This is a genomic window from Sphingomonas sp. FARSPH (assembly GCF_003355005.1).
Taxonomy (GTDB): Bacteria; Pseudomonadota; Alphaproteobacteria; order Sphingomonadales; family Sphingomonadaceae; genus Sphingomonas.
In genome coordinates, this window is record NZ_CP029985.1 from 539,344 (window position 1) to 555,840 (window position 16,497).

Genomic DNA, 16,497 nt, shown 5'->3' on the forward strand with positions numbered 1-16,497 from the left:
GAACCGGGGGCGGACGAGCCCACCACCAGCCCCTCCCGCAAGCGGGAGGGGAGTTAGGCCGCGCTGTCCAGCGTCTCCACCGTCACGCGATCGTTGGTATAGACGCAAACGTCCGCGGCGATCTGCATCGCCTTGCGACAGATCGTCTCGGCATCGCCCTCGTAATCGACCAGCGCGCGGGCCGCGGCGAGCGCGTAATTGCCGCCCGATCCGATCGCGGCGATGCCGTTCTCCGGCTCCAGCACGTCGCCGTTGCCGGTCAGGATCAGCGTCACGTCCTTGTCGGCGACGATCATCATCGCCTCCAGGTTGCGCAGATATTTGTCGGTGCGCCAGTCCTTGGCCAGCTCTACCGCGGCGCGCATCAGCTGCCCCTGGTGCCGCTCCAGTTTCGCCTCCAGCCGCTCGAACAATGTGAAGGCGTCCGCCGTCGCGCCGGCGAAGCCGCCGATCACCTGCCCCTTGCCATCCGGCCCATCCGCGCCCAGCCGCCGCACCTTGCGCGCATTGGGCTTCATCACGGTCTGGCCCATGGAAACCTGGCCGTCGCCGATCACGACGACCTTGCCGCCGCGACGGACCGAAAGGATGGTGGTGCCATGCCACACCGGCATGGCGTGAGGATCGTTCCCGCTCATGGGGCGCATGTAGGGAGCGCAGGCGGCAGATGCCAAGGCCACGACCCACTATCCTCCCCGGCGCGGGGAGGATGGCAGGCTCATTCCACCCCCCGCGCCTTCCCCCAGCTGCGCGCCACCGTATAGCCGACATAGCCCGTGCCGAAGAGTGCGTAGAGCGGCTCCGGGATCGCGCGCAGATAGGCCGCCATGCCCGCCGCCATCGCCGCCGCCGCATCCGGCCGCACCGCCGCGAGCAACCCCATCGGGATCGCCCACAGCAGCAACGCATACATGACGTACAGGAACATCGGCCGCGCGCGCCGCACCCAGGGATCGGTATCGGGCGCCGCGCCGCCCGCCCCTTCGCCGCTCATCCGATGCGCCCCGCCAGCCAGCCATAGACGAACGCCTCGTTCGCCGGGCGCCGCTCGGCAAGGCGGATATACCGTTCGCCCTGCAACGCCTCGACCGCGCGCACCAGCACCGTCTCGCCCGCCTTGCCGCGCCGCGCCAGAAATGCATCGAGCGCGGCGAGCGTCCGCCCGCCGATCGCGCCGTCGACGGCCAGGTCGGGATAATCCTGCGCCCCACGGTTCAGCGCGTTGAGCGCGCGTTGCAGAAACACCGCCGCGGTCGCGACGCCCATGTTGACGCCGGTGTCGAACAGCTCGGCCGCCAGCCGTGGCGCGCGGATCGCCAAAGCGGGCAGCCCCGCCGCCTCCCAATAAAGCCGCCGATAGATCACCGCCGCGACGCCGCGTGGCAGCGCGGCGATCGGCCCGTCATAGCCTTCCGCCCGCGCGACTGCCGCGGTGATACCCCACCGCGTCGCCCTGCCGCGATCCGCCGGATGATCGACAAAGCCCCCCTCGCGCGCGATCACCGCATCGATCAGTGCGTCCACGTCCATAGCTCTTGCCCCCGCCACCATACCAACCATTTAGGTTATAACTGGGCGACTGCAAGCTCCTCCAGACACTTTCTTCGTCATGCCGGACTCGCTCCGGCATGACGAAGGGGCACGTCAGCCTCCCGTCATCCCCATTCCAGACGATGACAGCCCAGCCCGCTCACCCGAAAGGCTGCATCAACGACACCTGCGGCTCGGTGAACCACGCCGCGCCATCGTCGGTCACGTGGAAATGGTCCTCCAACCGCACGCCGAAACGCTCCGGCACGACGATCATCGGCTCGTTCGAAAAGCACATCCCCGGCGCCAGCGGCGTGGTGTCGCCACGAACCAGATAGGCTGGCTCGTGGATCGACATGCCGATGCCGTGCCCGGTGCGGTGCGGCAGGCCGGGCAGGCGATAGTCCGGCCCCAGCCCCGCCGCCGCGATGACGCCGCGCGCCGCCGCATCGACCGCCTCGCACGACACGCCCGGCGCCGCCGCCGCGAACGCCGCCGCCTGCGCCGCCTTTTCCAGATGCCAGATGTCCTCGACCTCGGCGCCGACGGCGCCGAACGCATAGGTGCGCGTGATGTCGGAATGATAGCCGCCGACGGTGGTGCCGGTGTCGATCAGCACCAGTTGGTCGTCTTCCAGATATTGCTCTCCGGGCAGCCCGTGCGGAAAGGCGGTCGCGCGGCCGAACTGGACGATGCAGAAATAGCTGCCCGTACCGCCGGTGATCGCGCGATGCGCCGCGTCGATGAAGCGCACCACCTCGCCCGCCGCGATACCGGGACGCAGGATGCGCGCGGCACGGGCCTGCACCTCCAGCGTCATCGCCTTCGCCTCGGCGAGCAGCGCGAGCTCGGCCGCCGATTTGACCATCCGGCATCCGTCGATCGCCGCCGCGCCATTGATCGCGTCCAGCCCCAGCCGCCGCAGCTTCTCGCCCCAGGCAAAGGGGAACAGCGGATCGATCGCCACCTTGGCCCCGCGCGGCAACGCATCGGCGACCAGCGCCGCGGGGTCCTCGTCCTCCTCCCAAAGCCGCAGGTCGGCATCGATCGTCAGGTCCGCGCGCAACGTCCCTTCCTCGAACCGCGGGCAGACGATCGACGGCGCACCGCGCACCGGCAGCAGCAACGCGACCATCCGCTCGCTCGCGCCCCACGGCACCCCGGTGAAATAGCGCAGCGACGCCCCCGTATGGACGACCAGCGCGTCCGCACCCAGCGCCGCGGTCAGGCCGCGCGCCTTGTCCAGCCGCGCGACATATTCGGCGGCGGTGATCGCCGGCGCGCGCGTTTCCGGCGGGCGGATCGCGGCGATTTCGGTCGCGGCGTCGGATGTGGCGATCATTTCAGGCGTCCCGTCAGGCGTTCGAGGGCAAAAGGGGAAAGGTCGATGGCGGGCGTCTCCCCGGCAATCGCCTGCGCCAGCACTTCCCCGGTCACCGGCCCCAGCGTCAAGCCCAGATGCTGGTGACCGAAGGCGTAGAACAGATTGTCGACCCCGTCCGCGCGCCCGATCGCGGGCAGATAATCGGGCAAGGTCGGCCGCGCGCCCATCCAGCGGCTCTGCACCGGTCCGACCGGCAGGCGGAGCGCGGCGACATGCGCCTCCAGCCGCTGCCACTTGCGCGGGTCGGCGGGTGCGTCAGCGTGGCCGAACTCGACGAAACCCGCCGCCTGCACGCTGTCGGCATAGCGCGTGACGATCATCGACCGGTCCTCGAACACCAACGGCACGCGATCCGCCGGCCAGTCGCCGGGTGCGAAGCGGACGTGATAGCCGCGCTCGGCGATCATCGGTACGCGCCAGCCGACCGGCGCGAGCAGATCGCGCGAACCGATCCCCGCCGCGACGACGATCCGCTCCGCCGCGACGCCGTCGCACGCGATCCGCCGCCCGTCGCGTCGCAGCCGCGCGGCCGCCTGCACCCGCGCGACGCCGGCGCGGGCCAGCGCCGCGTCGAGCGCGGCGGCGAGCTGGTCGAGATCGGCGATCCGCCCCGTGCCGGTAAATCCGATCGCATCGACCACCGCCGGGCACAATTGCCGCAGCCGCGCATGGCCCGCGGCGTCGAGGTCGCGCGGGCGGGCGGTGCCGGTGTCGGCGTTCGCCCAGGCGCGCCGGCCGGCATCGGCGCTGCGCGCGCTTTCCCACGCCACCTCATGCCCGTCGAGCGCGACGAGGTCGGGCGCATCGATCGCCGCAGCCAGCCGCTGCCACGCCGGCGCCGCTTCGGCAAGCAGGCCGCGCAGCGCGCGTGTTCCCGCCGCGAATCGCTGCGGCCGGCTCGCCAGCGCCAGCCGCGCCGCGAACGGCAGCCACGCGCCCGCCATCCGCGGCGGCAGCGCGACCGGCCCGCCGCGCAGGAACAGGCGCCGCGGAAACGCGCGTAGCGTCGCCGGCGATGCGAGCGGCGCGACCTGTTCGGTCGCGATATGCCCCGCATTGCCCCACGACGCCGCCCCCGCCGCGCCGCGATCGACCAGCGCCACCGAAAAACCCCGCATCGCCAGGTGCAGCGCGATGCTGCGCCCGACGATGCCGCCGCCGACCACCGCTATGTCCGTCCTGCTTTCGCCCATCAGGTCGACCTATCGTATACGAAAAGTCGCCGCAAGCGCTGCGGCATTCGAGCAACTTGCGGCCGAAATCGATCGGTTGCGGCGATCAGGGCGATTGATCCCGCGCCGCCGTTCTGAAATGTCTGTTTCTTTGACGGGCGCAATGTCCGCTTCTTTTCGGGGCTTACGCTTCCATGACCATCGTCGTTCGCACCTTGTCCGATCAGGTGTTCGAGATCGTGCTCGAACGGATCGTCTCGGGCGAGATTCCCACCGGCGCGCCGATCCGCCAGGATGCGCTCGCCGCCGACCTGGGCGTCAGCAAAATCCCGCTGCGCGAGGCGCTGGCCCGGCTGGAACAGGAGGGCCTGCTCGTCAGCCAGGCGAACCGCGGCTATACCGTCCGGCCGATGTCCGCGGAGCAGGCGGACGAAATCTACGCGCTGCGCCTCGCGATCGAGCCTGCCGCCGCGGCGCGCGCCGCGCGCGAGGCGAGCGTGCGGGAGCAGGCGGAGGCGGAAGCCGCTTTCCACGCGCTCGACACCGCCGCCGCGGAGAATCTGACCGAGGTCGCGGTGCGTAACCGCGATTTTCACACCGCACTCGTCCGCCCCGGGGGCCGTGTGCTGACGACGCAACTCGTCGAACGGCTCGCGGTGCTCGCGGAACGCTATGTCATCGCGCATCTCCAGCCCGCGGGCCGCGAGGATCGCGCGCATCTGGAACACCGCCAGATGCTCGATGCCTGGCTGCGGCGCGACGGCGCCGCGGTCGAGTCGCTGCTTGTCGGCCACCTGTCGGCGACCCGCGACGACCTGCGCGCGCAATTCTCCGCCGCCGCCTGACGCTGCCGACGGATTTGGGCACCGCGCCGGACCTTAAGTACGCTGTCGCACGTAATTGACGGATTGCCACCGGCCGCACGTTGCTGCTTAGTCGATATGAAAGCCCTATGTGACCAGCGACGTACCCCAGCATCTGCGCGACTTCTTCGACCGGTCGCACATCGCCCTCGCGTTGGCGGCGGCGGAGGGCGATCATCCGCTGCTGCTCGTCAACGGCCCGTTTCGCGCGCTGACCGGTTACGACGACCAGGACGTGATCGGCCGCAACTGCCGGATGTTGCAGGGCGATGCCACCAACGATGAACCGCGCGCCCGCATTCACGCTTTCCTCGGCAAGGATGGGGACGCGAGCGTGCGCACCCTGCTGGTCAATTTCCGCAAGGACGGCTCGCCCTTCGTCAACCTGCTCTACATGTCGAAGCTGCGCGCGCTCGGCGGCGGCGTGCGCTACGTCTTCGCCTCGCAGTTCGACGTCAGCCGGTCGCAACCCGACCTGCTTGCCGATTATGACGCGACGCTCGGCCAGACGCTGCGCACCCTCACCCCCGTGCTCGCGGAAAGCGGCATCGTCCTCGAAGGATCGCTGATGACGATCGCCAACACCGCCGCCACCGTTGCCCAGGCCAAGCTGACCCTGTCGGATCTCGATGCCTCCGCATTCGGCTGATCCGGCCGCGCAGGCCGCAGACCTGCCGATCGTCGGCATCGGCGCGTCCGCGGGTGGGCTGGAGGCGCTGCGCGACATGCTCGCCGCCGCCCATGCGCCGACGGGCATGGCGTTCGTCGTCGTCCAGCATCTCGACCCCAATCACGAAAGCATGCTCGCGCAATTGCTCGACCGGCACACCAGCCTGGAAGTGCTGCAGAGCGAGGGCGGCGAGCGGCTGGAGGCGGACCGCGTCTACATCATCCCGCCCGGCCATGGCCTCGCGATCCGCGACGGCGTCCTCCACCTCACCGATTTCGCGCAGCCGCGCGGCCTGCGCCGGCCGATCGACGATTTCTTCGTGTCGCTCGCCACGGATCAGCAGGCGAACGCCGCCTGCGTCATCCTGTCGGGCACCGGCGCGGACGGCACCACGGGCCTTCGCGCGATCAAGGAACATGGCGGCGTCTGCGTCGTGCAACAGCCGGAAACCGCGCGGTACGACGGCATGCCGCTGTCCGCGGTCGGCACCGGCCTCGTCGATTTCGTCAAGACGCCCGGGGACATCCTCGGCTGCCTCACCGCCTTCTTCACGCGGGCGTCCGGCGCGGGTGAGGCGGATGCCGCGCAGGCGAGCGTCGTCGCCGACCATGTCGACGAATTGTGCCGCGTGCTGCGCACCGCGATCGGCCACGACTTTTCGGGTTACAAGCGCTCGACGCTGATCCGCCGCGTCGAACGGCGCATGCACGTGCTCGGCATCGAGACGGGTCGCGCCTATCTGGATCGCGTGCGCCGCGACAGCGACGAATGCGAGGCGCTGTTCCGCGATCTGCTCATCAACGTCACGCGCTTCTTCCGCGACGCCGAATTCTTCGAAACGCTGCGCATCAAGGCGGTCGAGCCATTGCTGCGCGACCGCGCGCCCGACGAGGACGTGCGCGTCTGGATCCCCGGCTGTTCCAGCGGCGAGGAAGCGTACAGTATCGCCATGCTGTTCGCGGAAGCCGCGCGCACCAGCGGACAACCGCTAGCGGTGCAGATTTTCGCGACCGATATCGACGAACAGATGCTCGCGATCGCGCGCGAGGGCACCTATCCCGCCGCTGCGCTCGCCGACATTCCGATGCCGCTGCGCGAACGCTACACGATCCTGCACGCGGACCGCTTCACGATCGTGCCGCACATCCGCGACATGATCCGCTTCTCGAACCATAGCCTGGTCAAGGATCCGCCCTTCTCGCGGATCGATCTGCTGTCGTGCCGTAACCTCCTGATCTATTTCGACGACCGGCTGCAGCAATCGATCATGCCGCTGTTCCATTATGCGGTGCGGCCGGGCGGCTTCCTGTTCCTCGGCCCGTCGGAAAGCGTCGGCCGGTTCGACCATCTCTTCCCTGCGATCGACCAGCAGGCGCGGTTGTTCCAGCGCTCGCCCGGCGCGCCGAGCTATCCGATCGACCTGCCAGGATCGCTGCGGCACCGCACGCCGCGCCGCGAGCGCGAGGATCGCGGCGTCGGCGGCATCGGCGACGAAAGCGCCGTCGTGCGCCGCCTCGTCGACCGCTACGCGCCGCCCGCGCTGCTGCTCGACCAGGACGGCGGCATCCTCGCCGCCTTCGGCAAGCTTGGCCGCTATTTCGAATTTCCCGTGACGCGCACCGGCGGATCGAGCGCGGTGACGCTCGCGCGGCCGGGCCTGCGCAACGTGCTCGGCCCCCTGCTGCGCCAGGCGCGCGACGAGAAGAAGCGCCACGTCGCCCGCGACGTCGCGGTCGAGGGCGATTTCGGCACGCAGACGGTCGAGGTGATCTGCGACCCCCTCGCCGACGGCACGTTGCTGTTCGTGTTCCGCGAGAACGGCCCCTTCCGGCCTGCGCAGGACCGCGACCTCGCCGATCTCGAACCCGGCGACGACCATGTCGAGGCGCTGGAGGACGAACTGCGCCTGACGCGCCACCGCCTGCGCTCCGCGGTCGAGGAACTGGAGACCGCGAACGAGGAGCTGAAGAGCTCCAACGAAGAAATGATGTCGATGAACGAGGAACTCCAGTCGACGAACGAGGAGCTGTCCACCGTCAACGACGAGCTGAAGGGCAAGGTCGACCAGCTCACCATCGCCAATTCGGACCTCAGGAATTTCTTCGAGACGACCAGCCTCGCGATGATCGTCGTCGACGCCGATCTGCGCATCCGCAGCTTTACCGAGGCGGCGACCGCGATCTTTCCGCTGAAGCCGACCGATCGCGGCCGCCCGCTCACCGACGTGACGACGCGGCTCGCCACCACCGACTATCTCGACGACGCGCGCAAGGTCGCCGCTGGCGTCGAACCGACGCAGCGCCGCGTCGTCAGCCGCGACGGGCGCCACGTCTTCTCGCTGCGCGTCCTGCCCTATCGCACGCCGGCGGGCGGCATCGACGGCGCGACCCTGCTGCTCACCGACATCACCGACGCGCTTGCGCTGGAACGCCAGCTCGCCTCGGAACGCGAGCGGCTCGACCTCGCGGTCAAGGCGGGCGGTATCGGCGTGTGGGAATATTGCCCGGAAACCGGCGAGACGATCCTCGACGGCGCGGAACGCCGCCTGTTCGGCGTCGGCGATACCGATCCGACGCACATGGACGATCTGGTCGCGCGGATCGACGAACAGGACCGCGGCCATGTCGAGGAGGCGCTGCGCCGCACCGCATCGGGCACCGGCGATTTCGAGGCGAGCTTCCGCGTCCGCCTGCCCGACAACGAAATCCGCTGGATCAAGGGCTTCGGCCGCCTCGTCGCGGACAGCCGGCCGGCGCGGCTGGTCGGCGTGTCGATCGACGTCACGCCCGAATATGCCGTCGCCGAAACGCGCGAGCTGATGCTGCGCGAAATGAACCACCGCGTGAAGAACCTGTTCGCCATCGTCGGCGGCATGGTCACCGCGGCCTCGCGCAGCCACGACGACGTGCGCACCTTCGCCAACGACCTGCGCGAACGCATCGCCGCGCTGGGCCGCGCGCATTCGCTCGCCTCGCCGACCGGCGAGCAGCAGGCGATCTCGCTTGCCGGCCTCGTTGATGCGACGCTCGCGCCCTACCGCGACCATGCCGGGATCGAAATGACCGGACCGAACGTTCTTGTGTCGCGGGATTGCCTCTCCCCCCTCGCGCTGATGCTGCACGAATGGGCGACCAATTCCGTCAAATACGGCGCGTTGGGCGTCGGGCCGGACGGTCGTTTGACGATCGGCTGGCATCTGGAGGACGATGCGCTGGTGCTGGAATGGAACGAAAGCCGCCGGGCCGGCACGCAGATCACGCCCGGCAAGGGGTTCGGCACGTTGCTCGTCGACACCTCGGCGCGGCAACTCGGCGCATCGGTGACGCGCGAGATCGCCGACGACCATTATCGCCTGTCGCTTTCCCTCCCGCGCGACGTCACCGTCGATGGCTGACCGGGTGATGCTGGTCGAGGACGAATTGTTCGTCGCGCTCGATGTCCAGATGACCGTGGAGGACGCCGGGCTCGAGGTCGAGGGGCCATACACCTCGCTCGCCGAGGCAGAGGCTGCGCTCGCCCGGCTCGATCCGCACCGCCTGCTCTGCGCGATCCTCGACGTGCGGCTGCGCGACGGAGAGGTGTTTCCCGCCGCAGACCGGCTGAAGGCGGCGGGCGTGCCGATCATCTTCCATTCCGGCCACGCCGACCAGCAGGCCTTGCAAAGCCGCTACCCCGGCGCGCTCGTCTGCGGCAAGCCCTGCTCGCCCGGCACCTTGCGCAGCAGCATCCAGTCGATCGCCCAGCACGCGGCGGAATAAGGCCGGGTCGAACCGGCGCACCGCCTTGTCTCCTCCCCGCGAGCGGGGACACACACCGATAACCTCGGCGACGTCGAAAAATCGAAATGGTCGGGGCGACAGGATTCGAACCTGCGACCCCCACACCCCCAGTGTGATGCGCTACCAGGCTGCGCTACGCCCCGACCGATAGGTCCCGCCACTTTGGATGCGCGGCCGGACCCGAGCGGCGGCCTGTAGGCGGCTCCGCGCGGCAACGCAACCGTCTTGTCGTCCGGTCGCGATCGCGGGCGCAAAGATTGCGTGTTCGCCCAAGCAATGCTAGCCCGCGGCGCTTCCTGTGCGGGGAAATCTTTTCCGCCGCCGATCAGTCATGCACGGACCAGATGATCATCTCTCCCGCTTATGCCCAGGCCGCCGGCGGCGCCGCTGAATCGGGCGGCCTCGCCTCGTTCATCAGCCTCGCGCCGCTGTTCCTCGTCTTCATCGTCTTCTACTTCCTGATGATTCGCCCGCAGCAGAAGCGCGTGAAGCTACTGCAGCAGGCGGTCGAGGCGGTGAAGAAGAACGACACCGTCGTCACCGCCGGCGGCATCGTCGGCAAGGTGACCAAGGTCGAGGATCGCTTCGTCGAGGTCGAGATTGCGCCGACCGTGCGCGTCCGCGTCGTCAAGGCGACGCTGACCGAGGTAACCAGCGCCAATTCGAAGCCGGCGAACGACTGATGCTGGACTTCCCCCGCTGGAAGGTCACCGCGATCTGGGCGTTGCTCGCGGTGCTCTGCGCGCTCGCCATCCCGAGCTTCTTCTCGGAAGAGCAGACGAAGGGCTGGCCGGTCCACCCGCGCATCAATCTGGGCCTCGACCTTGCCGGCGGCAGCTATCTGCTGCTCGAGGCGGATACGCAGGATCTCGCCAACAGCCGCATCGAGTCGATGCGCGACCAGATCCAGGGGGCGATGCGCAACGGCACGCCGCCGATCGCGATCGGCGACATCTCGACGCGCGGCGGCCAGATCAGTTTCATGCTGCGCGACCCGACGCAGGTCGACGCCGCGCGCGAGCGGCTGCTCGGCATCACCGGCACCGGCGCCGGCATGACCGGCCAGCGCGAATGGGACATCCAGGTCGTCGACACCAGCCGCTTCGTCGTCACGCCGACCAAGGCAGGGCTCGACCAGGCGGTGAAGACCGCGATGGACGACACCACCGACGTCGTACGCAAGCGTATCGACGCGCTCGGCACGCGCGAACCGACGATCGTGCGCCAGGGCGACAACCGCATCGTCGTGCAGGTCCCCGGCCTCGACAATCCGCAGGCGCTGAAGGATCTGCTCGGCAAGACCGCGAAGCTCGAATTCAAGCTTGTCGACACCACCGCCAATCCGGCGGACGTCGCAAAGGGCATCGCACCGATCGGCAGCCAGGTGCTGCCCTATGCGACGCCCGGCCTGCCGCCGATCGCGGTCAAGCGCCAGGTCATCATATCGGGCGACATGCTCGCCGACGCGCGCCAGGCGTTCGACCAGCAGACCAACCAGCCCAACGTCCAGATCACCTTCAACGCCGCCGGCGGCAACCGCTTCGCGCGCATCACGCAGCAGAATGTCGGCAAGCCGTTCGCGATCATCGTCGATAACAAGGTGATCTCCGCGCCGAACATCAACGAACCCATCCTCGGCGGCTCCGCGGTCATCAACGGCGGCTTCACCGTCGATGGCGCGAACCAGCTCGCGATCGCGCTGCGCTCGGGCAAATTGTCGATCAACCTCAAGGTGATCGAGGAATCGACGATCTCGGCGAGCCTCGGCAAGGATTCGATTCACGCCGGCATCATCGCCTGCGCGGTCGCGGTGGCGCTCGTCGTCGCCTTCATGTTCCTGACCTATGGCCGCTTCGGCCTCTACGCCAACCTCGCCGTCGTCATCAACGTGTTCGTCATCCTCGGCGTGCTCGCCGTGCTGCACGGCACGCTGACGCTGCCGGGCATCGCGGGCTTCGTGCTGACGATCGGCACCGCGGTCGACGCCAACGTGCTGATCAACGAGCGTATCCGCGAGGAACGCCGCCGCGGGCGCAGCGTCGTGCAGGCGGTGGAATTGGGCTACAAGGAAGCCAGCCGCACGATCTTCGAGGCGAACGTCACGCACGCCATTTCCGGCGTCATCATGTTCGTGCTCGGCTCCGGCCCGGTGAAGGGCTTCGCGGTCGTGCTGCTGATCGGCATCTGCACGTCGGTGTTCACCGCCGTCACCTTCACGCGCATGCTCGTCGCGCTGTGGATCCGGCGCAACAAGCCCAAGACGATCAACATCTGATCGGGGACCAGACACATGAAACTCCTCAAAATCGTCCCCGACAACACCAACATCGACTTCGTGCGCCTGCGCGGCTGGGCCTTCGGGCTTACCCTGCTGCTCAGCGTGCTCGCGGTCGGCGTCACCTTGGTGAAGGGCCTAAACTTCGGCGTCGATTTCGCCGGCGGCCTCTCGATCGAGGAACGCTTCGTCACGCCGCCCGCGGAGGACAAGGTACGCAGCGTCGTCAACGGCCTGGGCGTCGGCGAAGCCTCGCTCCAGCAGCTCGCCGATCCGCGGTCGCTCACCATCCTGCTCCCCGTGCAGGATGGCGCGGACGAAGGCGCGACCAACGCCGTCGTCAAGAAGGTCGAGACCGCGCTGGCGCAGGCCTTCCCCGGCGCGACCTTCTCGCGCTATTCGACCGTGTCGGGCAAGGTGTCGGGCGAGTTGATCCGCCACGGCGTGCTCGCGGTCGTGCTCGCGATCATCGGCATCGGCCTGTTCGCGATCTTCCGCTTCGAATGGCAGTTCGGCGTGTCGACGATCGTCGCGATCGTCCACGATCTGCTGATGACGCTCGGCTTCTTCGCGATCACGCGGTTCGAATTCGACCTCAACATCGTCGCCGCGGTGCTGACCATCATCGGCTATTCGATCAACGACAAGATCGTCATCGACGACCGCATCCGCGAGAACATGCGCCGCTATCGCAAGATGGAGATGCGCGAGATCATCAACCTGTCGGTCAACGAGACCCTTCCCCGGACAGTGATGACCTCGGTCACCATCCTGCTCGCGCTCGTCGCGATGCTGCTGCTCGGCGGCCACGTGCTGCGCGGCTTCACCGCGGCGATGATCCTGGGCATCGTCGTCGGCACCTATTCGTCGATCTACGTGTCGTCGTCGCTGCTCATCACGCTCGGCCTGCGCGCCGATCCGCGCGCCGACAAGCCGTCGCAGAGCCCGATCGACAACGCCGAGCGCGTCGGCCCGCGCGACCGCTGACGCCGATGAAGATGGCGCGCGAGGGGCAGGCCGGCGGGCCGATCGTCCGCGGTTTCGCCGGCAACGGCTTTCGGGTCGAGGACACCGCCTATCGCGCGCTGCTGATGACCGTCGAGCGCGCGGCGGACTGGTCGCCGCCCGCGCTTGCCGACCTCGACGAGGCGGCGCTCGCGCCGCTGCTCGATCCCGCGCCGGAATTCGTCCTGATCGGCACCGGCGCGGCGCTGGTGCGCCCGCCGGTCGCGCTTGTCGCCGCGCTCGAGGCGCGCGGCATCGGGGTGGAGGCGATGGACAGCCGCGCCGCCGCGCGCGCCTGGGGCGTGCTGCGCAGCGAGGGCCGGCGGATCGCCGCGGCGCTCTACCCGCTCGACGCCTGACCGGCGCGCGCGACCAGGTCGCGCAGATGCGCGGCCAGCGCCGCGCCGTTCGCCGCCCAGCTGAACCCCGCCGCCGTCTGCGCCACCGCGTCCGGCGCGGGCGGGTCGTCCAGGATCGCGCCGATCGCCGCCGCGAAGGCCTGCGCATCGCGCGCGACGATCCGCCCCGCCGCCGGGCGCGTCACCACCTCGCGCGCGCCGCCCGCATCGGGTATGACGATGGGCGTCCCGCAGGCGATCGATTCGACCCAGGCGTTCGCCAGACCTTCCGACGACGACGCCAGCGCCATCACGTCCGCCGCCGCGAGCAGGTCGGGCAAGGCGTCATGCGCCACACCCCCCAGCAGCGTCACGCGATCCGCCACCCCCAGCCGCGCGGCGTGCGCCGCCAGCCGCGCCGCCTCCGGCCCCTCTCCCGCGATGCGCAGCGCAACGGCGGGTAGCCGCGCGACCGCGTCGATGACGATGTCGTGCCCCTTGCGCGGGATCAGCGCGCCGAGCGACACGACGAGCGGGCCGTCGACGCCCAGCCCGGCCTTCAGCGCCGCGCGGTCGCCGGGCCTGAACCGATCGGCGTCGATGCCGGTATGGTGCACGCGGATGCGCGCCGCCGGCATCCCGATCGCCGCCATGTCGTCGCGCATCGCGCCGCACACCGCGAGCAGCCCGTCCGCCGCTGCGCCCGCACCGCGCACCTGCGCGGCGGTCGCCGGGGCATGCCCCCAGTGATGGATGTCCGCGCCGCGCGCCTTGATCGACACCGGCACGCCGTATCGCCTGCCCAGCGCCACCGCGGCCGGCCCGTCGGGAAAGAAGAAGGAGGCGTCGATCACGTCGAACGCGAAGTCGCGCCGCACCGCGTCCAGCACCGGCACGAGTGCGCGCGTTAGCGCCGCGGCATGCCACCGCCCGCCCGTCCCCGGCAGCGTCGTGAAGCGCGGCCGCCGCACGTCGAGGTCTGCCCACGTCTCATGGTTCGGCAACGCCGCCAGCGCGGGGTGCGTAAAGCGCGCCAGCGCCCACGGGGGCAACCCGACCGGCGCGACGACGCGCACCGCGACATCGGGCTGCGCCGCCAGCGCCGCGGTCTGCTTCGCGACGAACTGCCCGAAATTCGGCCGGCTCGCATCGGGAAACAGCGTGGAAAGCGTCAGCACGCGTAGCATGAAGCTCTCCCTACCCTGCTGCCGGTTAACGGTGCGTCATGCCAGCCGCTTCGTCCCCGGATAGGCGAACAGCATGTCCGCCTCGCCCTCCGCCGCGATCGTCTCGCTGCCCGTCACCGTCACACACTCGCCCGCCTTGAACGCGACGTCGGCGACGACCCCCGATCCGCTGATCGGTACCAGCCAGCCCGTCGTGCCTTCCGGCAGATCGACCGCGCGGCCACCCGTCCAGCGCTCCAGCACGAACTTCGGCCCTTCGACCAGGATCGTGCGGCCCGGCTCCACCTCGCCCGGCGACGTGATTGGCTGGTACGGCTCCAGATGCGCGACGTCGACACCGTCCTTCAGATGCAGTTCGCGGTCGCTGCCGTAATCGTACAGGCGATATGTCGTCTCCGAATTCTGCTGCACCTCGATCAGCGTCAGCCCGCCGCCGATCGCGTGGATCGTGCCCGATGGCGCGTAATAGAAATCGCCCGCCTTCACCGGCACCCAGTCGAGGTCCGATTCGATCGTCCCGTCCTTCGCATCGGCGCGAAGCGTCTCCTTGTCGATCGGCGCCTTGGGACCCAGCGCGATCGTCGAATCGGGCCGCGCCGCCAGGATCGTCCAGCATTCGTCCTTGCCCCGCGGCAGCCCACGCGCATGCGCCTGTTCGTCGTCGGGATGCACCTGCACCGACAGTTTCTGCCCGGTGAACAGATATTTGATCAGCAGCTCGGGCGTCGTGTCGCCCGGCTCCTGAAACCAGATCTCGCCCACCGGCTCGCCGCCCTCGGGCGCGTCGGCGAAACCGAATCCCAGGTCGTGGCGCCCCCACGGCTTCTCGACGCGGTGGGTGTGGAGCAACGTGGCGGGCATCTGGGGTCCTTTCGAAAGGCGTAAAAATCGCGGGCTGCAACGAACGAGGATAGGGATTGTTCGCTGGCTCCCGCTTACGCTAAGAGCCGTAGCCGATGCGTATCCCCCAGTCCAAGGCGCTTGCCGCCGCGCTCATCGTCGCCCTCGCCCTTCCGATGGCGGGGTGCGCGCGCAATCGCGCCAAGAACGACCTGCCCTATGTCGCGCGCGACGTCGGCACGCTCTATTCGACCGCGAAGCGCCGGCTCGACCAGGGCCGCTACAAGGAGGCCGCGCAGCTGTTCGACGAGGTGGAGCGCCAGCACCCCTATTCGATCTGGGCCCGCCGCGCGCAGCTGATGAGCGCGTTCAGCTATTATCTCGACCGCGACTACACCAAGTCGATCCAGTCGGCGCAGCGCTTCATCTCCGTCCACCCGGGCAACCGCGACGCGCCCTACGCCTATTATCTCGTCGCGCTGAGCTATTACGAACAGATCCGCGACGTCACGCGCGACCAGAAGATCACGCGCCAGGCGCTCGACGCGCTGGGCGAACTGACCCGCCGCTATCCCAACACGCGCTACGCGTCCGACGCGCGGCTGAAGATGGACCTCGTCATCGACCATCTCGCCGGCAAGGAGATGGAGGTCGGCCGTTTCTACGAGGTGCGCGGCCAGTGGCTCGCCGCGACGCTGCGCTTCCGCACCGTCGTCGACAAATACCAGACGACGACGCACATCCCCGAAGCGCTGATGCGCCTCACCGAAAGCTATCTCGCCATGGGCCTGCCCGGCGAGGCGCAAAAGGCGACCGCGGTGCTCGGCGCCAATTATCCCGGCACCGACTGGTACCAGCACGCCTACAAGCTGATGGAAGAGCATCCGTACAAGCCGACCGCGGCGGTCGCCGCGGGCCAGCCGATCGTGCCCGTCGGCACGCCGGGCGCCTCCCCCACGATGCCCGGCGAATCGCGAAAGGCCGGCGCCCCCAGCGCGACCAGCGCCGGCCCCAGCCCGGTCGGCCCGGCGGGCAGCACCAGCGCGGGACGCCCGACGAACTGAGCGAGCGATGACGAAGCATCGCGTCGCTAGAAGATAGCAGCCACATCCGCCGACAAGCTCGTCGCCGTCCTAATTCCATACGCGTACATGGCCGAGCGGGGTCGCCATAAAGTTTATTTATATCGCCGGATCGATTTACTAATGGCCTTCTTTATAGGCTCGAGACGCGCGAAATTGGGCATTGAGTGCGCCCAGTGGGCCAAATTTAGCTTGGCCACCACTCTTCAAAGGAGATCATAATTTTACATGCGACTAGCAGTAACGCGAATACTGTCATTTGCTCTTCTAATGGTCACCAGAAGCTCTAGGTTGATTTCGATTCTCAGAAACCCAATGCTCGCGCTATTCGCCTGTTACTAGGGTACACGCTCCCGACGATAGATGGAGTAA

General features: G+C 68.8%; 16 protein-coding genes and 1 tRNA gene. 9 read left to right on the forward strand and 8 right to left on the reverse strand.

Going from position 1 to position 16,497, the window contains the following annotated elements; genetic code table 11:
* Positions 1-53: 53 nt before the first annotated feature.
* The 5 genes from hslV to DM480_RS02745 all read right to left on the reverse strand — a co-directional run bounded on the left by hslV (position 54) and on the right by DM480_RS02745 (position 4,107).
* The gene (hslV, locus tag DM480_RS02725) at positions 54-614 is read right to left on the reverse strand and encodes an ATP-dependent protease subunit HslV (RefSeq protein ID WP_115377440.1); all 561 of its coding nucleotides are present in this window, start codon (positions 612-614) and stop codon (positions 54-56) included.
* A 104-nt stretch (positions 615-718) separates the two neighbouring features.
* Entirely contained in the window at positions 719-994 is a 276-nt protein-coding gene (locus DM480_RS02730) for a 3TM-type holin (protein WP_115377441.1), read from the reverse strand.
* On the reverse strand, positions 991-1,530 hold the full coding sequence (locus DM480_RS02735) for a glycoside hydrolase family 108 protein (protein WP_115377442.1): 540 nt from the start codon (positions 1,528-1,530) through the stop codon (positions 991-993). The genes DM480_RS02730 and DM480_RS02735 overlap by 4 nt, the downstream gene beginning before the upstream one ends.
* 160 nt (positions 1,531-1,690) lie before the next feature.
* The gene (locus tag DM480_RS02740; RefSeq protein ID WP_115377443.1) at positions 1,691-2,872 is read right to left on the reverse strand and encodes a M24 family metallopeptidase; all 1,182 of its coding nucleotides are present in this window, start codon (positions 2,870-2,872) and stop codon (positions 1,691-1,693) included.
* Positions 2,869-4,107 carry an NAD(P)/FAD-dependent oxidoreductase gene (locus tag DM480_RS02745; RefSeq protein WP_115377444.1) on the reverse strand — a complete coding sequence of 413 codons (1,239 nt, stop codon included), beginning with the start codon at positions 4,105-4,107 and terminating at the stop codon, positions 2,869-2,871. Before DM480_RS02745 ends, DM480_RS02740 begins: the two co-directional genes overlap by 4 nt.
* Positions 4,108-4,280: 173 nt before the next feature.
* Here DM480_RS02745 and DM480_RS02750 point away from each other — a divergent pair, with 173 nt between their 5' ends.
* From DM480_RS02750 to DM480_RS02765, 4 genes are all read left to right on the forward strand, one after another.
* Entirely contained in the window at positions 4,281-4,931 is a 651-nt protein-coding gene (locus DM480_RS02750) for a GntR family transcriptional regulator (RefSeq protein WP_115377445.1), read from the forward strand.
* 109 nt (positions 4,932-5,040) lie between these two features.
* A complete protein-coding gene (locus DM480_RS02755) occupies positions 5,041-5,598 on the forward strand; it encodes a PAS domain-containing protein (protein WP_115377446.1) in 558 nt (185 codons plus the stop codon).
* Positions 5,579-9,013, forward strand: coding sequence for a chemotaxis protein CheB (locus DM480_RS02760; RefSeq protein WP_115377447.1), 3,435 nt, complete (start codon positions 5,579-5,581; stop codon positions 9,011-9,013). The genes DM480_RS02755 and DM480_RS02760 overlap by 20 nt, the downstream gene beginning before the upstream one ends.
* Positions 9,006-9,377 carry a response regulator gene (locus tag DM480_RS02765; protein WP_115377448.1) on the forward strand — a complete coding sequence of 124 codons (372 nt, stop codon included), beginning with the start codon at positions 9,006-9,008 and terminating at the stop codon, positions 9,375-9,377. The genes DM480_RS02760 and DM480_RS02765 overlap by 8 nt, the downstream gene beginning before the upstream one ends.
* A gap of 87 nt (positions 9,378-9,464) precedes the next feature.
* Here DM480_RS02765 and DM480_RS02770 read toward each other — a convergent pair.
* Positions 9,465-9,541: transfer RNA gene (locus tag DM480_RS02770), tRNA-Pro, on the reverse strand.
* Between the two features lie 201 nt (positions 9,542-9,742).
* Here DM480_RS02770 and yajC point away from each other — a divergent pair.
* The 4 genes from yajC to DM480_RS02790 are packed head-to-tail and all read left to right on the forward strand — an operon-like array spanning position 9,743 to position 13,037.
* Positions 9,743-10,081 (forward strand): preprotein translocase subunit YajC, encoded by a 339-nt coding sequence (gene yajC, locus DM480_RS02775; RefSeq protein WP_115377449.1) that lies wholly within the window; start codon positions 9,743-9,745, stop codon positions 10,079-10,081.
* A complete protein-coding gene (gene secD, locus DM480_RS02780; RefSeq protein WP_115377450.1) occupies positions 10,081-11,673 on the forward strand; it encodes a protein translocase subunit SecD in 1,593 nt (530 codons plus the stop codon). Before yajC ends, secD begins: the two co-directional genes overlap by 1 nt.
* Before the next feature lie 15 nt (positions 11,674-11,688).
* A complete protein-coding gene (secF, locus tag DM480_RS02785; protein ID WP_115377451.1) occupies positions 11,689-12,660 on the forward strand; it encodes a protein translocase subunit SecF in 972 nt (323 codons plus the stop codon).
* Positions 12,661-12,665: 5 nt separating this feature from the next.
* The gene (locus DM480_RS02790; RefSeq protein WP_198665882.1) at positions 12,666-13,037 is read left to right on the forward strand and encodes an Mth938-like domain-containing protein; all 372 of its coding nucleotides are present in this window, start codon (positions 12,666-12,668) and stop codon (positions 13,035-13,037) included.
* Here DM480_RS02790 and DM480_RS02795 read toward each other — a convergent pair.
* Positions 13,019-14,203: a glycosyltransferase gene (locus tag DM480_RS02795; RefSeq protein ID WP_115377452.1), complete on the reverse strand. Its 1,185-nt coding sequence runs from the start codon at positions 14,201-14,203 to the stop codon at positions 13,019-13,021. The two genes, DM480_RS02790 and DM480_RS02795, sit on opposite strands and share 19 nt — an antisense overlap.
* A 36-nt stretch (positions 14,204-14,239) precedes the next feature.
* Positions 14,240-15,064, reverse strand: coding sequence for a class I mannose-6-phosphate isomerase (locus DM480_RS02800; protein ID WP_115377453.1), 825 nt, complete (start codon positions 15,062-15,064; stop codon positions 14,240-14,242).
* A gap of 95 nt (positions 15,065-15,159) precedes the next feature.
* Here DM480_RS02800 and DM480_RS02805 point away from each other — a divergent pair, with 95 nt between their 5' ends.
* Positions 15,160-16,107, forward strand: coding sequence for an outer membrane protein assembly factor BamD (locus tag DM480_RS02805; RefSeq protein ID WP_115377454.1), 948 nt, complete (start codon positions 15,160-15,162; stop codon positions 16,105-16,107).
* Positions 16,108-16,497 lie beyond the last annotated feature (390 nt).

Bases quoted from the DNA above. Each gene is read 5' to 3' on its own strand.
- hslV (WP_115377440.1), bottom strand. From the start codon at position 614: ATGCCGGTGTGGCATGGCACCACCATCCTTTCGGTCCGTCGCGGCGGC.
- DM480_RS02730 (WP_115377441.1), bottom strand. From the start codon at position 994: ATGAGCGGCGAAGGGGCGGGCGGCGCGGCGCCCGATACCGATCCCTGG.
- DM480_RS02735 (WP_115377442.1), bottom strand. From the start codon at position 1,530: ATGGACGTGGACGCACTGATCGATGCGGTGATCGCGCGCGAGGGGGGC.
- DM480_RS02740 (WP_115377443.1), bottom strand. From the start codon at position 2,872: ATGATCGCCACATCCGACGCCGCGACCGAAATCGCCGCGATCCGCCCG.
- DM480_RS02745 (WP_115377444.1), bottom strand. From the start codon at position 4,107: ATGGGCGAAAGCAGGACGGACATAGCGGTGGTCGGCGGCGGCATCGTC.
- DM480_RS02750 (WP_115377445.1), top strand. From the start codon at position 4,281: ATGACCATCGTCGTTCGCACCTTGTCCGATCAGGTGTTCGAGATCGTG.
- DM480_RS02760 (WP_115377447.1), top strand. From the start codon at position 5,579: ATGCCTCCGCATTCGGCTGATCCGGCCGCGCAGGCCGCAGACCTGCCG.
- DM480_RS02765 (WP_115377448.1), top strand. From the start codon at position 9,006: ATGGCTGACCGGGTGATGCTGGTCGAGGACGAATTGTTCGTCGCGCTC.
- yajC (WP_115377449.1), top strand. From the start codon at position 9,743: ATGATCATCTCTCCCGCTTATGCCCAGGCCGCCGGCGGCGCCGCTGAA.
- secD (WP_115377450.1), top strand. From the start codon at position 10,081: ATGCTGGACTTCCCCCGCTGGAAGGTCACCGCGATCTGGGCGTTGCTC.
- secF (WP_115377451.1), top strand. From the start codon at position 11,689: ATGAAACTCCTCAAAATCGTCCCCGACAACACCAACATCGACTTCGTG.
- DM480_RS02790 (WP_198665882.1), top strand. From the start codon at position 12,666: ATGAAGATGGCGCGCGAGGGGCAGGCCGGCGGGCCGATCGTCCGCGGT.
- DM480_RS02795 (WP_115377452.1), bottom strand. From the start codon at position 14,203: ATGCTACGCGTGCTGACGCTTTCCACGCTGTTTCCCGATGCGAGCCGG.
- DM480_RS02800 (WP_115377453.1), bottom strand. From the start codon at position 15,064: ATGCCCGCCACGTTGCTCCACACCCACCGCGTCGAGAAGCCGTGGGGG.
- DM480_RS02805 (WP_115377454.1), top strand. From the start codon at position 15,160: ATGCGTATCCCCCAGTCCAAGGCGCTTGCCGCCGCGCTCATCGTCGCC.